Origin of the sequence: Vibrio sp. CB1-14 (assembly GCF_040412085.2) — a bacterium.
GTDB classification, from domain to species: Bacteria; Pseudomonadota; Gammaproteobacteria; order Enterobacterales; family Vibrionaceae; genus Vibrio; species Vibrio chaetopteri.
Genome location: NZ_CP115920.1, coordinates 1,492,027 through 1,511,049, shown reverse-complemented (window position 1 = coordinate 1,511,049; position 19,023 = coordinate 1,492,027). Strand labels below are relative to the sequence as shown.

Below are 19,023 nucleotides of genomic sequence, written 5' to 3'. Positions count from 1 at the left end.
CACTTGAGTTGGGGGGTTAGTCGTCGAACTTGTTTAGGTAAGCTTTCGACGCGATATCAGTCCAAGAACGCACTTGCTCTAGGTAAGCTGCTTGTGATGCTTGGATCTCTTTCGCCATCTCATCTTTGTCGGCGTGTTGCTTAAGCAGTTTGTCGTTGGCATCACGAAGCGCATCCATAACTTCTTTCGGGAAGTCTTTCACTTTCACGTCAGGGTAATCAGTTTGGATAGTCGCCCAGTTCTTACCACTTTCGTGAGTCGATTGGATGTACATGTCGTACGCGGCTGTCTTCATTGCGATTTGTAGAATCGCTTTCAGGTCATCCGGAAGCTTATTCCAAGTACGTTTGTTAACTAGGAACTGAAGCTCTGTTGCTGGCTCATGCCAACCTGTGTAGTAGTACGGAGCAATTTTGTGAAAGCCCATACGAAGGTCAAGTGAAGGGCCTACCCACTCAAGCGCGTCAATCGTGCGACGCTCTAGAGATGTGTACAATTCACCCGATGCGATGTTCGTTGGTTTAGCGCCAACTTCAGCTAGGATTTCACCCGCGAAGCCTGGGATACGCATTTTCAGACCTTGCAAGTCCTCTACGCTGTTGATCTCTTTCTGGAACCAACCGCCCATCTGTACATCAGTGTTACCACCAGGGAAAGACAGCAAGTTATGTGGGTCATACACTTTTTCCATCAACTGCATACCACCGCCGTGGTAGAACCACGCATACTGCTCAGGTGCCGTCATACCAAAAGGCATCGTTGTAAAGTAGAGGGTATTTGGCACCTTGCCTTTCCAGTAGTATGACGCAGAGTGGCTCATGTCGTACTGACCAGATTTCACCATATCAAACACACCGAACGGCGCTTTGTGTTTGTTAGACGAATCGATGCGAATTTGCAGACGACCGTTCGACATTTCTTCGGCCATTTTCGCCATGTTCTTCGTTGCATCACCGAAAATTGGGAAGTTTGGCCCCCAAGTTTCTGCAAGTTTTAGGCGATAGACTTTATCGTCAGCGCTGGCATTTCCAGCAACAAACGCTAGGCAGGTTGCAGCTACGATAGCCGTGCTCTTCATGACACGTGATACTGATTTCTTGATTAGACTCATTATTCAGTTCCTTGAGTAGGTTCCTTTTTGAAGTCAGTAACTGACTCCAAGTTTCACATTCCAGATAACTATGGATGGAAAACCCAGCAAGGTGTATTAGTGCGAGCACGCAGTAATAAGATTATCAACAGATCGACTTCGACCTTGGTATTACGTATTACTACGTAGGTGATAAACGAGGTAGTTACTCAAGACAAATAAAAATCAACAGGTTAGAGTGTTCAGAAAGAAATCTAGAACGAGACAAACACGTACGCATTTATTATCAGCAAGATATTACAGGATGGCTACTTTTGTGACATCTGTCGCTAACATCTCCCAATTTTCCAAACGACAGGATCAAAAAAACCCCTCGAAAGGGGTCTTTTTGAAATTGGGTAAAGTGAACGCTTATAGCGCTTTGTAGATCACTTTGTTGCCCGCTAGCTGCTCTTTAGCCACCAAACCTTCTTCAAGAAGTTTCTTTAGAGCGCCAGTTGCCCAAGAGGCTGCTTTCGCATCTTCTTGGCCAGCCGCAAGGCCGATACCTTTCGGGTTGATGCCTTCAGCGTTGTTAGCAACGATGTCTAGCACTTGTTGCTGTTTAGGAGTTAGGGCTACATCAACTTTTTTTGTCGCAGTTGCGGTTTCAACTACAGGTGCTTTTGCTACAACAGGCTTTGCTGTTTTTGTTGCAGCGGCTGTGTTGGCAACTACCGCTTTAATGCGCTTTTGCAATTTTGCTTGCACTTTGCGCTTATGAGCAAGTCTCATCGAGTTTTCTCTCCAATTCACTGCATCAAGGCAGTGGTCAAAATTTGAAGCGCGTTTTATACCAAAATTTTGAATGCTTTTGTAGGGTCTTGACACAAACTCGAGACAAAAATGCCGTCCCGAGCCAACAATGACTATTATTTAAACAATAAACTTTGTGGTTGTTTCACCAGTATAAAGTGAGATTAGTATTCATTGATGGCACCGATTATGGACACATTACATCTTAGCAATCACCACTATACTTGGGACTCTCCTACTGTCAGGCTGTTGGCTGGCGTGGGCGCGTTGGTGTGTTTCTGCTTTTTGTTACTCTCACCTTCTTGGGAGCACGCCTGGCTGTTCATTGCCATTTTCGCAAGTGTGTCGGGATTTGCTTACCTTATGCTACAAAAAAGTCGCGTCACGTTTACCCTAACCAACTCTCATCTTCAACAGCATTTGTTTAAGGGTGGCTGGGTTCTTCGTTGGGCGAATGTCGAGAGAATTGGGATCTGTACTCAACACCAAGAGGGCTGGCATAAGCCCCTTCCCTGGATTGGGCTTCGAGTGAAAGAATATGGTCCCTACTTGGATGCCATCTGTCCGCGTATTGCCACCGATATTCTACTTAGCCAACGTGCACTACTTTATATCGGCGTACAGCAAACCTCACCGGCCAAGAGCTTTGAAGACATTGTTCTCGACGCTGAACCCTTTGTCGATGAGCGCGGCATCGAATACAAAGGACTTCTGGCCATGCTTGCCAATCGTATGAAACATCAAAGAGAGTTTTACGGATACGACGTATTTATTGCCGAAGCGGATTTAGATAGAGCAGGAGAAGATTTTGTGGGATTGGCTCGCCGCTATCAAGCAGCGGCAAGCCGGAGTGAGGTTTAGTAAAGAGGCATCTCATCAGCAACGTAGGGATTAGAGACACGCTCACGACCAAACGTAGACTCTGGGCCGTGTCCTGGTACAAATTTCACATCATTACCCAGTGGCCACAACTTGGTTTTTATCGAGTTTATCAGTGTTGCATGATCGCCTTGAGGGAAGTCAGTACGACCGATGCTGCCATTGAACAGAACATCACCGACAAACGCGACCTTAGCGTCTTCATTAAACAAGCACACGTGACCTGGTGTGTGACCCGGCGTGTGGTAAACACTTAGAGATTCATTACCAAAAGTAACCACATCGCCTTCGTCTAGCCACTCAGTTGGCTCAAACGCTTCCGTTAATGGCCAGCCAAACATTTGACTTTGACCTTCCAAACCTTGAAGCCAGAAGTTGTCCGCTTTATGCGGGCCGATAATGTCCACTTTAAGAGACTCGGACATCTCTACCGTACCACCAACATGATCAAGGTGACCGTGAGTCAAAACTAGCTTCTCAATCGTTACGCCAAGCTGTTCAACCAAGGCTAGCAACTGTTTTACGTCACCACCTGGATCAACCACAATACCTTTCATAGTTTCGTCACACCATACAATAGAGCAGTTTTGCGCGAAGGTAGTGACCGGTACGATTTGATACTTAAGACTCATGATAAACCCTATATTTTGTAAACTGAGGCGACTATGACACTGTCATAGAAGAATAACAAGTCTGTGCCGCTGGCCAAACAGTGAAAATCAAGACAGTGATTAGACGATGCCCTACTCGTTACCATTATATTTCAGAGACAACAAAGCCACCGTGGCAAAACTGGCACGATGGCTCTTTATCAAAGTGAGGTTTGTTTGATTATCGATTACTCGATAAGGCAGCCTCTTCTACTGGGTTGCGCTTGTCATCGTAACGGTAGACGTCACCGCGGAAGTGTGCCTTACCGTCTACGAGCCAAGCTGTTTGATAGATAATGTGCACCGGAATTCGCTCCTTAAAGGCAATGGCTTTATTGGGACGCGAGGACGCGACATCTTCTAAACTCTTACCCTGCACCTCTAGCAACACTTCAGCAAATTGGTCTGCATGTTCGACCCGGACACAACCCGAGCTAAACGCACGTAAACTTTCATCAAACAAATGCTTACTTGGCGTGTCGTGCAAGAAAATGGCTTGCGCATTCGGTGTGTTGAACTTGTATTGGCCGAGCGCATTGAGCTCACCGGCTTTCTGGCGCATTCGATATGGAAATCGCCTAGCGTTGACCTCGCTCCAATTGATCATAGTTGGATCAATCCTGTTCTGGTTATTCCAGCCTTCCAAAATTTCGAAGCGCTGAGAAAACAAATAGGTCGGATCACGCTTCACTTTAGGAATAATGTCTTTCACCATGATCTTCCATGGTACATTCCAGGTAGGATTCAAGATCAATGAATCCATTTTGGTTTCAAAGATGGGAGTTTGACGACTGGTTCTACCGACAATGACTCTCGACTCGAATCGCGTTTCACCTTCATCCCAATATTTGAGCTGAAAGCTCGGCACGTTAACCAAAATGATGTTTTGACGCTGCTCTGGCCATAGACGGGAGCGCTCTGAGTTCAACGCTAAGATCCTAAGTTTGTCATCGGAAGACTTATTCAACCATTCGACAGTATTTGGCCCAATAATTCCGTCGTCATTAAGTCCATAGAGACGCTGAAACTCGCGCACTGCAAAATCTAGCGACTCATCAAACATATAATCATCGCGAATCAACACCTCGACGTCCGACGCTTGTAAACGTTCGACCAGCAACTCATATTGTTGCGGCATCAGCACGTCCCCCATGCGCAATAATCCCGTTTGTTCGTACAATGGCGTATCCAGTTGAGACTTAACAACCAGGTCAATATAGGCGTTTTCAAACCCTGGCTGTTTAAGCATTGGTGAGGCGAGACTTAAAACATATTCCGATTCCGTACCAGCCTCAAAGGCAGAGACCAACAAATCTACTTCCGTCGCAGAAGGCCTTGGCATCACCTCATTCAAATCGGTAGTGAAATACCACTCTTTGCCTTTATCCGCCGCAGCAGCGACATAGCTCATGTAAAGCAGAAACGTGTCGGTGGTCAGTCTGTCATATAAAGCAGCATCCTGCTGCTGATAGGCAGCTTGCATTAAAGCGACACGATGTTCGAACACCGGACTAAAACCAGCCAACCGTACGACATCAAGTTGAAGGTTAACTTGAGCATTCAGCTCAACATCCGCCCAAAGCGTTGCTCGTTCTAGGCGAGAATAGACATATTCCACCAGTTGTGGATAAAGGAACTCGCTGTCGATGCTAGGCATCGATTCAATCTTTTCAGAGGCTTCTGCTGAGCTCGATTTCAGAATCGGTTCAATATGTTTAACAGAATAAGAGGTAAGTTCGCTAGAATCAGACACGAGCTGGTCTGGCGCCGCTGTAACGGCGACTGAACTTGACAATGCCGAGATCAATATACTCGGCAAAATTAACCAGTTTCGCATCTACCCACCTCCTTAGACAGAGTCTTAAGTATGGCAGAAATCACACTTTGGAAAGTGCTAATTTATTTTAAACCAGTTAGCGTCTCATTTATGTGATAGCACTCCAATGGTTATCCCATTGAATCCCCGAGACAAAGGCATTCTTGGTGAGATCCGCATTTATTTTTACGACCTTTCCAACGCCAGAACTTACATATAACTGGTCATTTTTAACCACCACGCCAGAGGCATCCGGCAACACATTGATCTCTAAAAGATCGAGAGAGGATTTGTCCCAAATACCATAACAATTGCCCCGTGGCGATGTCGCTAAGATATGAGAATCTGTTGCCGCGATGCTCGCCACATAATGGTTGAAGCGCGCCCACTGCTCTGGTTCACCACCGAGCTCAACCAGAGACTCACCAGTTCGATGCATGGCAACTAATGGAACATAATCATCTGGCTCGCCTCGATACTGCTGACCACACAGCACGGTTTGCTCGCCATCATGAGCCAAATGCCGAATACTCTTATGGTGATCTGGCAGCATCACTTGATCAAGCAACTCCCCATTGCCTGACAAATAGCTAAGGCTTGGCTTCATTGTTGCTAAATTAATCGGTGTTCTCCCTTGAGTATGAACCCCGCCGACACCAACTACCAACCGGCCATCAGACATAATAATGATTTCATGCGGACCGACCCCAAACCCAGAAAACTCGGCAACTTTTTTGTAGCTATTCTCGGCATCGTATACACCAATAATGCCTCGGCTTGTCGCACGCTCTCCTTGAGTAGCGTATAACCAACGACCATCGTTTGAATACACCCCATGACCGTAAAAGTGACGATTGTTTTCCGCAGGAATGAGTGCCTTTTCTTCTCCATCTCGATAGTCAAAAACCATCGCATAACTGCCGGGACGACGAGCAAACATCACAGCGTGATGCTTTGATGGTGCTATCGCTACCCCATGTCCTCTCGCTGGCAAAGGGATATGATGTTGAAACTGCCCCAGTTGAGAGTAAACCACGGCCTCAAATTGACCTTGGCGACGAATCGCTCCACCAATCAATACTTGGTTTGTATTCATGCAGCCTAGTTCAACGTTGCTCTTAGCCGCAGTGCTATTCGTTACACAGCCCGCTAGCAATGAGGGCGAAAGCGTCCCCATTGCCAATGCTTTAGCTAGATTACGCTTAGCTCTATCAATCGCCATCTGTTGCATTGAACCCTATAACAACACCCAGATTTATAGCCGCTTCTTCACCAATCAAATATTTGAGCTGCTCCAGCTTGTTGAACTGCGCCAAAGCGGTTCGGTAACCCGATTTAGTTTGCAACATATCAAATAGACTCGATTCTTGTGGCCATGTTTCTAGCGTATCTTGGAACTGCTGAGCAATATCGTCAGCGAGTGCTTCATCGCCTTTATCTCTCAGAATGGAGTCAAGACCACTTCCTTCGGCCAAATACAAAGCCTGCATTGCCACTAGGTTTTCTTTTAGATTCGACAGCGAAGTTTTAGCGCGCCAAGATTCTGAAAAATACGGACGTGGTGCGCCAATTTTCGCAAGCGGACGAGACAGCTTCTTCATGCTGTAATCAAGCTGATTGGTGAGTAACGCTAAATATTCCGCATGCCATGCTTTGGTATCTAACTCGGCCCATGGGTTTGTGATCCAAGCCTGCAAAACAGTGTTTGAACGATCGACCAGAGAGTCAGTAACCGCTTTAAGCAAGCTACAATCTTCCTTACCACCTTCACTCATGCTTGAGGCACCGTCATATAACAGCCATTCCACAGAGCCAAGCCCTTGAACTGTCACGCTCTGAGATTGAATCGACGTCATATCCCAACTCTTGGTTTTGATCGCCGTAGCCATCTTGCGGCCTGTGGTATTTTTTTTATCGGGCCAAAACTGAATGTTCCAGTTTTGTTCAAGCGCTTCTGAGGGACCTCGCTCCTGCCCTTGAAGATGCATCCAGCTCTCCATCCCCTGCTGCCAAGCAATTTTCACATCTTTTAGGCTGCTTTGAGACTCGCAATAACGCGCAGATTGGTTGCGAAGTTTGAGCATAGAATCATTAAAGCGCAGAGCAGATTCAAACTGGATCTCATACACACCTTGGCTTTGGTGATTGCTCGATTGAGGACGCAGTTTGTCTGTACTGGTTGATGATTGACACCCTGCCAGTAGAACTAAAGCCGCAATGGTCACTGATTTTTGATAATACATCACTGTTCCCTATAGCGAATTTAAGAAAGCAAGCAGCGCTTCACGCTCTTTCTTGCTCATTGCTAGCACCTGATTTCTTGAAGTTTGAGCTTCACCGCCGTGCCATAAAATGGCCTCGGTTAAGTTACGAGCACGGCCATCATGAAGAAAATACGTGTGACCATTCACTTCTTCGGTATACCCAATACCCCATAGTGGTGGCGTTCGCCAATGCGAGCCAGATGCAGCGTATTCCGGACGACCATCAGCAAGCCCCTCCCCCATATCGTGTAATAACATGTCTGTATAAGGATGAATTGTCTGATTCGACAAAGCAGGTAAGCCTTCGCGTTTCGCCGTTTGGATACTGGTTCGATGACAGTTGTCACAACCCACTCTTTTAAACAGTGCTTCTCCAGCTAGCACCTCTGAGTTATCAATATTACGACGCTGTGGAACGGCAAGGTGCTGTGTATAGAACTCAACAAAATCAAGAATGTTGTCGCTTACCTCAGGATCGCCGCCACTTAGGCTCTCGGTGCACAAATCTTGTTTATCAGTGCAGTTTTCTTCTGTAAACAATGCACTTGTTAAGCCAACATCACCGTTGAATGCCGCCGCATTTTGCTGCATTAGGTTCGGCTGTCCCGCTTTCCAGCCAAATCGTCCTAGGCTCATCTCTTTAGTTCGTACATCAAGCACATAGTTAGGAATACCAGCAACAGACGTTGTGTCCTGTTGTTGCTGCTTAGAAAACTCTAGGATGGTCGATTCAGGAATGGATTCAAGCAACCCAAGGCCGATCATAGGTGGAGCGACGCGAGCTGACATCATTACATCTGGATGCATATCTCCATAAGCAAGTTCAACGATCTTTAAGTTTGGCTTACGAAGCATCACCGTGGTGCCATCTTCAAATCGCATCGCGACGTCGTCATAAGTAATGTGTATTTGGCCTTCAGGCGCCATATCAGGAAGAGCAAAGTCTTGAAGCTGACCACCATAAGTTGGCTCAGGAATCACACCTGACATTTTTACTGCTTGTTTTTGTGCTTCCGTCGTTGCAGGAATACTCAGGCGAACTAACATTGACACCGCATGCTGGTCGTTCTGCTCTGGTGGGTGTCCACGACCATCTTTTATGTGGCAGTTTTGACATCCATTAGTATTGAATAAAGGCCCTAGACCATCACGAGCATCCGTCGATGCGGGCGCTTGAACCCAAGGGTTTCGAAAGAAACTGTTTCCGACACTAAAATCGAGACGTTTGCTCATCGGCAAGTTAGCCGCTGGCATTGAAAAGGCGTTGGCACCGTTTTTTTTAACCGTAGTTTTGCCACCAGAAAGACGGCTAGGAGTCGACTCTGCAAAAACGGACGTGGAGATTAGCGCAAAAAGCGCAACCCAGATGATGTTTGATCTAGACATACAGCACTCACAAATAGAACAACAAAGGGGGCAAGCGCCCCCATTTCATAGATTTTTATTATGATTAGAACTCGTGGTCAGCTGTATCTGGGCTAAGGCTATCAATACCTACAATACCCGCAGCACGTTCTATTGAACCTGTTTGAGCAACAAGTGCAATAATCGTCTCATTCACAAGTTGGTTGCCTTGTGGGTTGCTTGAGGCGATCAGTTGGTCAAAGTACTGGTTGTCTTTTTCTGCAGAAGTGACAAGTTTGCCTACTTGAGCGCGAGCCAAATCCAACTGCTTTTGAATCTCTTTCGCTGCGCTCTTATCTTTTTGCTCTACAAGGTTAGCAATGCTTGGACCATCAACTAACGTGCCGTCAGCACGCACATAGGTACCGGTGTAGACGTTGTAGATCCCCTGCTCGTTATAGTAGTGAGAGTTGTGAGTGTTATCAGAGAAACAATCATGCTCATCTTCTGTTGAGTTTGCCTCTAGTGCCACTTTCATACGCTCACCTGCCAGTTCACCCAGCGATAGCGAGCCCATACCAAACAGCATTTTACGTAGACCATTGTCGGCTTTGTCAGCAAGAAGCTCTGTACGGTAGTTCTCTTTCTCTGATGCAGACCATTGCTTTTCCATCCACTGAAGATCTTGAATCAAAAGAACAGAAGCCGCTTTTAGGTACTCAGCACGACGCTCACAATTACCATTTGTACAACCTTCACCTACAACGTAATCCGTGTAAGGACGCTCTCCGGCACCTGCATTAGTGCCGTTCAGGTCTTGACCCCACAAAAGAAACTCAATGGCGTGGTAGCCAGACGCCACGTTAGCCTCTGAGCCACCGACTTCGTTTAGATCTGCAATAGCTTGAGGAGTAATACTCGCAACATCTAATGTAGTTGCACCAATCTTAAGAGTTTTGTTAGCAACAATGTTCGCCTGTGCGCCTTCATTGCCAAGTTCGTACTGATAGTCACTACTTACGTAGTCGATAAGTCCCTCATCAAGAGGCCAAGCATTGAGTTGACCTTCCCAATCATCAACAATCGAGTTTCCAAAGCGGAACACTTCTGTTTGCTGATACGGAACGCGTGAAGCAAGCCAAGCTTGTTTCACATCAGCAAGGCCTTTTTCCGATGGAGAAGCTAAAAATGTGTTAATTGATGTGTCTAACTCTTGCGCTGTAATACGCGCATCAGTAAACACAGCATGAGCAAGATCGGCGTAATGCTCGACAACTTGATCTTTAGTGACTGCTGAAAAAGCAGAGGTAGACGTGATAAGAAACGAGGCGGCAATTGCGCCCTTCACTGCGGTTGTTACATTCATGAAAGCATCCTTGTTGAGCTTAATTCTTATTATTTAGTGCGAATAGTTATCATTAACACTATCAACCGCGATAATACCTAGTTACAATTTATTTTCAACAGTGAATACAAAAAACCTCACATGTGTGAGGTTTTTATTCAAAATGTTAACAAGCTACCCTAGAGCTCGAGATGATGCTTACCGTGTGAGACTTTGGCCTTTAGGTAGCTTTCATTACCATCTTTCACGTGAGCACTGGTGTTAACGACATCTTCGATATTAATACCATGCTCGCGCAGCTCGCGGATTTTCTTGGGATTATTGGTAACTAAGCGAATTGAGTAAATGTCTAATGCTTTGAGCATTTGAGCCGCTTCGGTGAAATCACGTAAATCATCACCAAATCCAAGATGGTTGTTCGCTTCGTATGTGTTCATGCCTTCAGACTGAAGCTTGTAGGCATCTAGCTTGTTGTACAAACCAATACCACGCCCCTCTTGGCGCAAGTATAAGATGATGCCACCTTCACGCCCCATCTTTTGGATGGTCTCTTCGAGCTGTTCACCACAGTCACAACGAGACGAGTGGAATACATCCCCCGTCAAACACTCAGAGTGCATTCGCACTAAAGGTAGCGCTTGGTCTTTGTCTGCTGCTTTAAAGATAATAGCAACGTGTTCTTTGTCGGTCTCTAAGCCGCGAAAAGAGAGCATTTCCGCGTCGATGTCGCTTTTTGCACCGACTTTTAATTCTATTCTGGCACGTACTTCCGCCATCGTATTTCCTACTAGATTTTCTGAGGCTATCAGTGAGCTTATCTCAGCCATAGTCTGTTTCTCCAATATGGGAACTATGGGGGCTAATACCGCACTTTTCAACAATAAGATCACCAAGGAAAATGTTATATTATAACAATTGGTACTTTTGTAAAATGAAAAAAGCCCCGAGTGAATCACTCAGGGCTTAGAATTTGTTGGAGTTAATACGCTGATTAAGCTTGCTTTTGCTTCCATACTGCTAGCTGAACCCAAACGTTTTCCAGCTCTGCCAATTCTTCTTTCGTTAGCAAAGACATAGTTTTCGAGGTACTCGATGCGCTAGCACCATTTGAAGATTGAAGGTGCGCGTAAAAGTCTTTTTTTAATTGGCTGATCACTGCTTCCACTGCTGTTCCACCTTACGTTTAAGACACTCCGATGCTTAGGCATCATACCATTCTGATCAGATCGTACAGCTTTTTTACCAATCTCTGGAACTGCAATCACATTTTGCCTACGTTTTTCATAGTTTTTTCTAAAATTTAACCTTGCCCGGACGATAGCGCTATTTTTGTGCTGAACTTTTTTGATGCCACTGTACAATAACGGCACACCAACTAATAAAGTAAAAGCAATGTTGAAAATCATCAGTAACCAAGACTTCGACACGTTTTCTGAAAACGCGAAACAAGCACCGCGCAAGCGCAGCCATCACAACCTACACGAACAATTGGACGCGGGTGTGCAGCGCCTGTTCATTTCAACTGAGCCAGAAACTTACATGCGCCCTCACCGCCACCGTGAAGAGCACAAATGGGAGCTGTTTTTGGTACTTAAAGGTCAACTTGATCTACTTATTTTCGATGACGAAGGCAACGTAGTTCAGCGTCACAGCCTATCACCAGAAACCAACCGCGCTATCGAAATTCCACCAGGTACATGGCACGGTTATGCATGCATGGAGTCTGGTACTGTCGGTCTAGAAATCAAAGAAGGGGCTTACATCCCAACGCCTCAAGAAGATTTCGCGCCTTGGTCTCCTGCAGAAGGTGAAGACGGCGCTAATGAGTACCGCGACTGGATGAGAACAGCGCTACCAGCGTAACCTTCACAGGTAACCTGATCACTTCGCTGGTTAAATGTCCTCCGTCAGCCATGTTTTTGCTGGTAACATCGACCATAATGTTGATAATACTCGCTCCCTAACGCTGACTGAGGATACCTCGTGACCACTCCGGCATTTTCCACACTAAATCTACCTACTGAATTACTGAGCACTTTGGATAGCCTTGGCTACGCTAAAATGACACCGATTCAAGCAGACTCACTACCAAAAATCCTCGATGGTAAAGACATCATCGGTCAAGGAAAAACCGGTTCAGGTAAAACGGCGGCATTCTCACTTGGCCTACTTGCCAACCTCAACGTAAAGCGTTTTCGTGTGCAATCATTGGTGCTTTGCCCAACGCGTGAACTTGCTGACCAGGTTGCAAAAGAAATCCGTACCCTAGCTCGTGGTATCCACAACATCAAAGTGCTAACGCTATGTGGCGGAATGCCAATGGGGCCGCAAATTGGCTCTCTGGAGCACGGCGCTCATATTCTCGTCGGTACACCAGGTCGTATCCTTGATCACCTTGAAAAAGGTCGTATCAACCTTGAAGAGCTCAATACATTGGTGTTGGATGAAGCCGATCGCATGCTGGAAATGGGCTTTAAAGACGCACTCGATGCCATCATCGGTGAAGCGCCAAGCAATCGTCAAACGCTACTATTCAGTGCAACCTTCCCAGAGCAGATTCAAACCATTGCATCAACGGTAATGAAGCAGCCTGAGGTTGTGAAGGTAGAGAGCAAACACGATCATTCAAGCATCAAGCAGTTCTTCTATCAAACTGATACCACAGAAGAGCGTGACAACGCGTTAGAAACTCTATTACTAACACACCAACCAGAGTCTGCGGTTGTGTTCTGTAACACTAAGAAAGAAGTGCAGAATGTGGCGGATGAGCTTCACCATCGCGGCTTTAGCGTCATTGATATTCATGGTGACCTAGAACAACGTGACCGCGACCAAGCACTGGTTCAGTTTGCTAACAAGAGTGTTTCTATCCTTGTCGCAACCGATGTTGCTGCACGTGGCCTTGATGTCGACAACCTTGACGCTGTATTCAACTACGAGCTATCACGTGACCCTGAAGTGCATGTGCACCGTATCGGTCGTACTGGTCGTGCGGGAAACAAAGGCTTGGCATTTAGCTTCTACAGTGAGAAAGAGTTTTATCGTGTAGCACGCATCGATGAGTACTTAGATTTGCCTATTGAGCCAAGCACGCTACCACCAGCATCATCAAACCGCCCTTATCAGGCAACGATGACCACAATTCAGATTCTAGGTGGCAAAAAGCAGAAGCTACGTCCTGGGGATATTCTAGGTGCGTTGACGGGCGACAAGACTCTATCAGGCAACCAGATCGGTAAGATCAATATGTTCCCTATGAACGCTTACGTTGCGGTAGAAACATCCATTGCGAAGAAAGCGCTGGGTAAAATCACTAACGGCAAGATGAAGGGGCGTAACTTCCGCGCTCGTATCATTAAAGCGTGACGTTAATAGAGGCCGAGCTCTATAGCGTCAATACTTTATAGAGGCTCGGCTTTATAGAGACCCAGCTTTATAGAGATAGAGCGATGGATGAAAATGGACAGCCTTGCTTGCAACGTCCGCATCCATCGCACTTGCTTTCACTTACGGTGGGTAAACTCAAGTCTTCCAGTTCTATGGCGTCTTGAGGACATGCTTCCTGACACAAATAACAATCGCCAAACAGTGCGTTTTGACAGCTTTCTAAAAAGCTTGGTCGCAAGCCGTTATCCATTACACTTCCGTGCAATGCGCCTGTTGGACAGCTTTTACCGCACTCTTCACACTGACTGCAATACCCATAGTCCAGCGTTAGCTGCGCCAACCCACCTTGGATAGAAATAACCTGTTCAGGGCAAACCTTTTGACATTCACCACAGCCGTCGCAGATTTGCTGAAACAGTACCTCGTCAATCGCTTTTGGCGGTCTTGGTAGCACTCTAACTACCTTTTCAGCATTCAACTTTGACGCAAGAGAGTCATCAGTCTCCGTCGGATTACGAGTCGCGCCATTTGTCAGAGCGCGAAACAAACCACGGCGGCTTATCGTCTTGTGCTCCATATAGGCTTTTACGTATTGCTCATCACGACTCATAATATTCTCACCATAGATGGGTGTATTTTTTAACGATACAGCTTCACAGCATTAGGCGTAATGTCGAGCACATCCTGTACCACTTCACACCATAGAGAAACCAAGCCTGCCAACTGTTTGTAGCTTTGGGTTTGGGCATGCTGTTGTACCAATTCAAAGTAGCGGTAACACCACGTTAGCAAGTGCTCGGTCAGTAACGTTTTAACCGTTTCGACATCTTGTTGTTGCTCAATAAGTTGGCTAACCGCAAACAACATCAAACCAATCTGGTCTTCTGGCTCGCGCATGCCTGTATCAAGCTCAATGCCGTACTCACGCAAGAACTGGCGATAGGCAACGGTACTGTCACCAAAAATCACTTCTTCTTTGTCGGTATACACAGAGCCCCAAGGCGGTGCCAACATCACCTCTCCGCCTTCAAACAGCAAGAAGAAGTCTTGATTTAGTGCTTCTGGCAATTCTGTTAGCGCTGTTTTACACCAGGCTTGAATATCGCTGTTCTCCAGCGCTTCATCTTCCGAAAGAGCTTTAATCAAAGTTTGGTTGTTGCTATCAGTAAGCGGGAAGTACAAAAGTGAGCCAAACACCTTGGCCATGGTCTGAAGGCTTTGAAGATCAATAACGTCTGATTGTGACATGAACTGAGATTACCAAGTTATTCTAAACAATAAAGTTGAGTGTAATAGAGGGTAGGCACAAGCGCCTACCCTCTTCACTCATTACATGCCAGCGGTCATGTGAAGACCGAAGAACACGCTGCGACCAATGAGCTCTGCAACCATAACCATTGCAAAACCCACCACCGCGATTGGCATTGAGCGCGATTCAGAGCGCATTGCCCAAACCCAAGCAGCAATACCAGCAAATACCAACACAAAACGTAGGTTCTGAATTTCTGCCATGTTTGGCACAAGCTCAGCGGCTGATACGATTGCTGAATGGATACTAGGTAGTGAACCCATCATAGATATCGTCGTCATCACAAGCGCTAGGCCTGCAACAGATGCAACAATCGCCGTGATCTTACCAAGCTTAGGACACTCAAGTTTCGCGCCACGCATCAGAATAAGTGACAGCATCACGCCGCACACCACTGCCGTTAGTGCGAAGGATTGACCGGTAAACGGCGTATCCCAAGTTGGTACAGTATCAATGATGTATACGTTGGTCATTGCGTACATAAACACAACACCAATCAACATTGCCACGACCAACAAGCCTTTGCGAATCGCTTCGCTGCCCTTGTCGATAACAGACAACAACCAATAGATGCCTCCCAAGCCAAAGAACATTGAACCAAACAAAATCTCGCGCGAAAGCCACGAGGTACCCACTTGATTCAACGCGTTAATGGCACGCATTGGGCTACCCAAGTGCATAGTCGAAGCCATAAAGCCTAGCCCCATAAACACCCAGATAAAGAACATGTTACGAGTAATGCCCGTTTTCACGTGCGCATCTGCTTTGCCAAACAGTGTGATTAGACCCATCACGATAAATGCACCCACCGCGGTTTGTGCAAATACAGTGAAGAAAATCAAAGGCCATTCATGCCATCCCATCTTAGACCTCCTTAGGGTTTGCTAGGTGACCAGTCGTGTCATTAGTTGGACGCGCATGACGGTTTGGCTTGATCACAATATTAGGTTTCGTCAGTGACGAAGACGGAAGCGGTGCCACATCAGCATTAGTACCGTATTTGGCACGAAGCTCAGCAATCGGGCCAAACTCCAACGCTCGCAGCGGGCATGAACCGACACAGATCGGCTCGAAACCCTCTGCCACGCGCTCAAAACAGCCATCACATTTGGTCATGTGACCTTTTTCTTTGCTGTATTGTGGCGCACCGTAAGGGCACGCATTGGCACAGTGTTTACAGCCAATACATACCTTTTCATCTACGATGACAAAGCCATCTTCACGTTTGTGCATCGCACCAGACGGACACACTTTTGCACACGCTGGCTCATCACAATGGTTACATGCGATAGAGGTGTAGTAGGCGAACACATCCTGACGGTAGGTACCGTTCTCTTCTACCCAGTTACCACCAGCGTATTCATACACTCGGCGAAAACTGCGGTCGACACCCAAATCTTTAAAGTCTTTGCAAGACAACTGACAGGTTTTACAGCCAGTGCACTTACTCGAGTCGATATAAAAACCGTATTGTTTCATGAGTTAGTCCTTACGCCTTCTTAACCAGTTGAACTTCGACAAGGTTGGTGTGTTGCGGGTTGCCCTTCGCCAATGGACTTGGCTTTTGAGACGTCAACACGTTGATTGAACCATTGTGGTCCACCTTATTGCCATCTGGTGCGTACCAAGCGCCCTCGCCCAATGCCACAACACCAGGCATCATTCGAGGCGTCACTTTCGCATTGATGCAAACTTCACCACGGTCGTTATAGATCTTGATGCGATCGCCATTCTTGATTCCACGACGCTCTGCATCCATTGGGTTGATCCACATCTCTTGCTGAGCCGCTTGCTTAAGCACATCAACGTTGCCGTAAGTTGAGTGACAGCGAGCTTTAAAGTGGAAACCGGTCAATTGAAGCGGGTACTTGTTACGTAGAGGCGAGTCCCAGCCTTCAGAAGTACTCACATAAATCGGTAGCGGGTGAATCACATCACCTTCTGGCAGTTCCCACTCCGCTGCTAGTCTTGCTAGTTCTTCAGAATAAATCTCAACCTTGCCAGACGGAGTCGTCAGTGGATTGTTCTCTGGATCTTCACGGAATGCTTGGTAAGCCACATAGTGTCCATTCGGGTCACTGCGCTTAACGATGCCTTGCTTGCGAACCGTTTCAAAATCCGGAAGTGTTGAGTCTAGCTTCAAGGTTTCAGCATACAGATGACGCAGCCAACCTTCTTGATCGCGACCTTCGGTAAACTCTTTACCTACACCCATACGCTCAGCAAGATCCGAACAGATTTGGTAGATGCTGCGTGCTTCGAACTGAGGCTCAATCGCTTTGTCTGCAAAGATGAAGTAAGGCATGTTCGCCGCTTTACCATCCATACAGAAATCCGCCTGCTCTGACGTGGTCAGGTCTGGTAGGATGATGTCCGCATATTTAGCCGAAGACGTCATATGGTTGTCAATCACCACAATCATCTCACACGCTTTGTCATCTTGTAGGATGTCGTGGGTACGGTTGATATCAGAGTGCTGGTTGATGATGCAGTTACCTGCGTAGTTCCAGATGAACTTAATTGGCACATCAAGCTTATCTTTACCGCGCACCCCGTCGCGAGTTGCCGTCATTTCTGGGCCACGCACGATCGCATCTGTCCAAAGGAACATAGAGATAGACGTTTGAATAGGGTTTTCAAGGGTCGGGAAACGAACAAACGGAATGTTGTAATCCGACTCACGAGCGCCAGAGCCGCCACCATGAATACCTAAATTGCCCGTTAACAGCGCCAACATAGCGATAGCACGAGAGGCAATCTCACCGTTTTGAGTACGTTGCAGACCCCAACCTTGATAGATGGCACACGGTTTGGTTGAACCGATTTCGCGAGCCGTCTGAATAATGATATCGACAGGAATACCGGTAATCGGTGCAGCCCATTCAGGCGTCTTCTCGATGCCATCTTCACCAAGGCCAAGAATGTATGACTTGTAGTCACTGTTGGCTGGTGCCGACGCTGGCAGGGTCTTCTCGTCGTAGCCGACGCAGTATTTGTCTAGGAACGCTTGGTCAACCAAGTCTTCTTTGATCATCACGTGCGCCATCGCAGCAATAAATGCCGCATCCGTACCTGGTTTAATTGGGATCCACTGATCTTCGTGGCCAGCTGCTGTATCGTTGTAACGCGGATCAATCATGATCATGCGCGCGTTCGATTTCGCTTTGCTCTCAATTAAGTGGTGGATCAAACCGCCGCCAGACATGCGCGTTTCAGCCGGGTTATTACCAAACTGAACAATCAGCTTACTATTTTCTGTATCTGAGAAGGAGTTACCATTCGCCCAACCACCGTAGGTGTAGCTCAAACCTTTAGCAATCTGTGCTGTCGAATAGTCACCATAGTGGTTCAAATAACCGCCGGTTAGATTCATCAAACGAGCAATCAAAGACTTACCTGGAGGCCAAGACTTAGTAACCGTGCCGCCGAGCGTACCCGTACCATAGTTCAAGTAGATCGCTTCATTGCCGTATTCTTTTTTGATGTGATCTAGGCTATTGACGATCTCCGTGTATGCTTCATCCCAAGAGATGCGCTTAAACTTACCTTCACCGCGCTCACCAATGCGTTTCATTGGGTATTTCAGGCGATCCGGATTGTAGACACGGCGACGCATTGAACGACCACGTAAACACGCGCGCACTTGCACATCTTTGTTCACGTAATCATCGGTACCGGTGTTATCGGCGTCGACCCATTTGATCTCGCCATCGACTACGTGCATGCGCAGTGGGCATCGGCTACCACAGTTAACTGTACAAGCGCTCCAAACAACCTTTTCATCACTTGGTGCTGATTGGGTTTCTGCGTGTGCAGATTTGAAGGGGAGAGAGATGGCACTGGTCGCTGCCGCGAGACCACCGATGGCCGACGAGGATTTAATGAACCCTCGACGCGTCAACGACGGCGTCAGTAATTGCTTCAGTTTATTATTCATATAGACATGCTCAGTCATAGTTATGCATCATCACAAGCATGTTACAAACGAAAAAACTGGAAACAATTGACGAAAATCAACTCTACTACTTAATAGGTAATTTCTGACAAAAACTTTTCATTTGGTAGAATATTTTTAGAACAGACGTTTATAAAAACAAATAAATTATAACATTTACGTTTAACCACAGAATATATTGATAATTAT

Annotated in this window: 18 protein-coding genes; 3 read left to right on the top strand and 15 right to left on the bottom strand. The window is 46.6% G+C overall.

The window, feature by feature from the left end:
- Positions 1 to 16 precede the first annotated feature (16 nt).
- On the bottom strand, positions 17 to 1,111 hold the full coding sequence (locus PG915_RS06850) for a TRAP transporter substrate-binding protein (protein WP_353498436.1): 1,095 nt from the start codon (positions 1,109 to 1,111) through the stop codon (positions 17 to 19).
- A 390-nt stretch (positions 1,112 to 1,501) separates the two neighbouring features.
- Positions 1,502 to 1,864, bottom strand: coding sequence for a MarR family transcriptional regulator (locus PG915_RS06845; protein WP_112461504.1), 363 nt, complete (start codon positions 1,862 to 1,864; stop codon positions 1,502 to 1,504).
- Between the two features lie 210 nt (positions 1,865 to 2,074).
- Here PG915_RS06845 and PG915_RS06840 point away from each other — a divergent pair, with 210 nt between their 5' ends.
- Entirely contained in the window at positions 2,075 to 2,746 is a 672-nt protein-coding gene (locus PG915_RS06840) for a DUF2982 domain-containing protein (protein ID WP_353498435.1), read from the top strand.
- Here PG915_RS06840 and PG915_RS06835 read toward each other — a convergent pair.
- From PG915_RS06835 to PG915_RS06800, 8 genes are all read right to left on the bottom strand, one after another.
- The gene (locus PG915_RS06835) at positions 2,743 to 3,396 is read right to left on the bottom strand and encodes an MBL fold metallo-hydrolase (RefSeq protein WP_353498434.1); all 654 of its coding nucleotides are present in this window, start codon (positions 3,394 to 3,396) and stop codon (positions 2,743 to 2,745) included. The two genes, PG915_RS06840 and PG915_RS06835, sit on opposite strands and share 4 nt — an antisense overlap.
- Positions 3,397 to 3,595: 199 nt before the next feature.
- Positions 3,596 to 5,251, bottom strand: a complete 1,656-nt coding sequence (locus tag PG915_RS06830) for a L,D-transpeptidase family protein (RefSeq protein WP_353498433.1) — start codon at positions 5,249 to 5,251, stop codon at positions 3,596 to 3,598.
- A gap of 88 nt (positions 5,252 to 5,339) precedes the next feature.
- A complete protein-coding gene (locus PG915_RS06825; RefSeq protein WP_353498432.1) occupies positions 5,340 to 6,461 on the bottom strand; it encodes a DUF1513 domain-containing protein in 1,122 nt (373 codons plus the stop codon).
- Complete coding sequence (locus PG915_RS06820; protein WP_353498431.1) at positions 6,442 to 7,473, bottom strand: imelysin family protein; 1,032 nt, start codon at positions 7,471 to 7,473, stop codon at positions 6,442 to 6,444. Before PG915_RS06820 ends, PG915_RS06825 begins: the two co-directional genes overlap by 20 nt.
- A 9-nt stretch (positions 7,474 to 7,482) precedes the next feature.
- Entirely contained in the window at positions 7,483 to 8,880 is a 1,398-nt protein-coding gene (locus PG915_RS06815; protein WP_353498430.1) for a di-heme oxidoredictase family protein, read from the bottom strand.
- A gap of 64 nt (positions 8,881 to 8,944) precedes the next feature.
- On the bottom strand, positions 8,945 to 10,204 hold the full coding sequence (locus PG915_RS06810) for an imelysin family protein (protein WP_353498429.1): 1,260 nt from the start codon (positions 10,202 to 10,204) through the stop codon (positions 8,945 to 8,947).
- A gap of 158 nt (positions 10,205 to 10,362) precedes the next feature.
- On the bottom strand, positions 10,363 to 10,959 hold the full coding sequence (locus tag PG915_RS06805; protein WP_353498676.1) for a GTP cyclohydrolase II: 597 nt from the start codon (positions 10,957 to 10,959) through the stop codon (positions 10,363 to 10,365).
- A gap of 215 nt (positions 10,960 to 11,174) precedes the next feature.
- A complete protein-coding gene (locus PG915_RS06800; RefSeq protein WP_042498055.1) occupies positions 11,175 to 11,348 on the bottom strand; it encodes a hypothetical protein in 174 nt (57 codons plus the stop codon).
- Between the two features lie 227 nt (positions 11,349 to 11,575).
- Here PG915_RS06800 and PG915_RS06795 point away from each other — a divergent pair, with 227 nt between their 5' ends.
- Positions 11,576 to 12,046 (top strand): WbuC family cupin fold metalloprotein, encoded by a 471-nt coding sequence (locus PG915_RS06795; protein WP_367357780.1) that lies wholly within the window; start codon positions 11,576 to 11,578, stop codon positions 12,044 to 12,046.
- Positions 12,047 to 12,166: 120 nt separating this feature from the next.
- A complete protein-coding gene (gene dbpA, locus PG915_RS06790; protein WP_353498427.1) occupies positions 12,167 to 13,549 on the top strand; it encodes an ATP-dependent RNA helicase DbpA in 1,383 nt (460 codons plus the stop codon).
- A gap of 67 nt (positions 13,550 to 13,616) precedes the next feature.
- Here the strand turns inward: dbpA and PG915_RS06785 are convergent, their stop codons facing one another.
- From PG915_RS06785 to PG915_RS06765, 5 genes are all read right to left on the bottom strand, one after another.
- Positions 13,617 to 14,180, bottom strand: a complete 564-nt coding sequence (locus PG915_RS06785) for a 4Fe-4S binding protein (RefSeq protein WP_353498426.1) — start codon at positions 14,178 to 14,180, stop codon at positions 13,617 to 13,619.
- A gap of 29 nt (positions 14,181 to 14,209) precedes the next feature.
- Positions 14,210 to 14,818, bottom strand: a complete 609-nt coding sequence (locus PG915_RS06780; RefSeq protein ID WP_353498425.1) for a TorD/DmsD family molecular chaperone — start codon at positions 14,816 to 14,818, stop codon at positions 14,210 to 14,212.
- An 81-nt stretch (positions 14,819 to 14,899) separates the two neighbouring features.
- A complete protein-coding gene (locus PG915_RS06775) occupies positions 14,900 to 15,742 on the bottom strand; it encodes a DmsC/YnfH family molybdoenzyme membrane anchor subunit (protein ID WP_353498424.1) in 843 nt (280 codons plus the stop codon).
- A gap of 1 nt (position 15,743) precedes the next feature.
- Positions 15,744 to 16,358, bottom strand: a complete 615-nt coding sequence (locus PG915_RS06770; RefSeq protein ID WP_042477459.1) for a DMSO/selenate family reductase complex B subunit — start codon at positions 16,356 to 16,358, stop codon at positions 15,744 to 15,746.
- A 10-nt stretch (positions 16,359 to 16,368) separates the two neighbouring features.
- Positions 16,369 to 18,816 carry a DmsA/YnfE/YnfF family dimethyl sulfoxide reductase gene (locus PG915_RS06765; protein WP_353498423.1) on the bottom strand — a complete coding sequence of 816 codons (2,448 nt, stop codon included), beginning with the start codon at positions 18,814 to 18,816 and terminating at the stop codon, positions 16,369 to 16,371.
- Positions 18,817 to 19,023 lie beyond the last annotated feature (207 nt).

Coding starts and splice junctions, on each gene's coding strand:
- PG915_RS06850 (WP_353498436.1), bottom strand. CDS start 1,111: ATGAGTCTAATCAAGAAATCAGTATCACGTGTCATGAAGAGCACGGCT.
- PG915_RS06845 (WP_112461504.1), bottom strand. CDS start 1,864: ATGAGACTTGCTCATAAGCGCAAAGTGCAAGCAAAATTGCAAAAGCGC.
- PG915_RS06840 (WP_353498435.1), top strand. CDS start 2,075: ATGGACACATTACATCTTAGCAATCACCACTATACTTGGGACTCTCCT.
- PG915_RS06835 (WP_353498434.1), bottom strand. CDS start 3,396: ATGAGTCTTAAGTATCAAATCGTACCGGTCACTACCTTCGCGCAAAAC.
- PG915_RS06830 (WP_353498433.1), bottom strand. CDS start 5,251: ATGCGAAACTGGTTAATTTTGCCGAGTATATTGATCTCGGCATTGTCA.
- PG915_RS06825 (WP_353498432.1), bottom strand. CDS start 6,461: ATGCAACAGATGGCGATTGATAGAGCTAAGCGTAATCTAGCTAAAGCA.
- PG915_RS06820 (WP_353498431.1), bottom strand. CDS start 7,473: ATGTATTATCAAAAATCAGTGACCATTGCGGCTTTAGTTCTACTGGCA.
- PG915_RS06815 (WP_353498430.1), bottom strand. CDS start 8,880: ATGTCTAGATCAAACATCATCTGGGTTGCGCTTTTTGCGCTAATCTCC.
- PG915_RS06810 (WP_353498429.1), bottom strand. CDS start 10,204: ATGAATGTAACAACCGCAGTGAAGGGCGCAATTGCCGCCTCGTTTCTT.
- PG915_RS06805 (WP_353498676.1), bottom strand. CDS start 10,959: ATGGCGGAAGTACGTGCCAGAATAGAATTAAAAGTCGGTGCAAAAAGC.
- PG915_RS06795 (WP_367357780.1), top strand. CDS start 11,576: ATGTTGAAAATCATCAGTAACCAAGACTTCGACACGTTTTCTGAAAAC.
- PG915_RS06785 (WP_353498426.1), bottom strand. CDS start 14,180: ATGAGTCGTGATGAGCAATACGTAAAAGCCTATATGGAGCACAAGACG.
- PG915_RS06780 (WP_353498425.1), bottom strand. CDS start 14,818: ATGTCACAATCAGACGTTATTGATCTTCAAAGCCTTCAGACCATGGCC.
- PG915_RS06775 (WP_353498424.1), bottom strand. CDS start 15,742: ATGGGATGGCATGAATGGCCTTTGATTTTCTTCACTGTATTTGCACAA.
- PG915_RS06770 (WP_042477459.1), bottom strand. CDS start 16,358: ATGAAACAATACGGTTTTTATATCGACTCGAGTAAGTGCACTGGCTGT.
- PG915_RS06765 (WP_353498423.1), bottom strand. CDS start 18,816: ATGAATAATAAACTGAAGCAATTACTGACGCCGTCGTTGACGCGTCGA.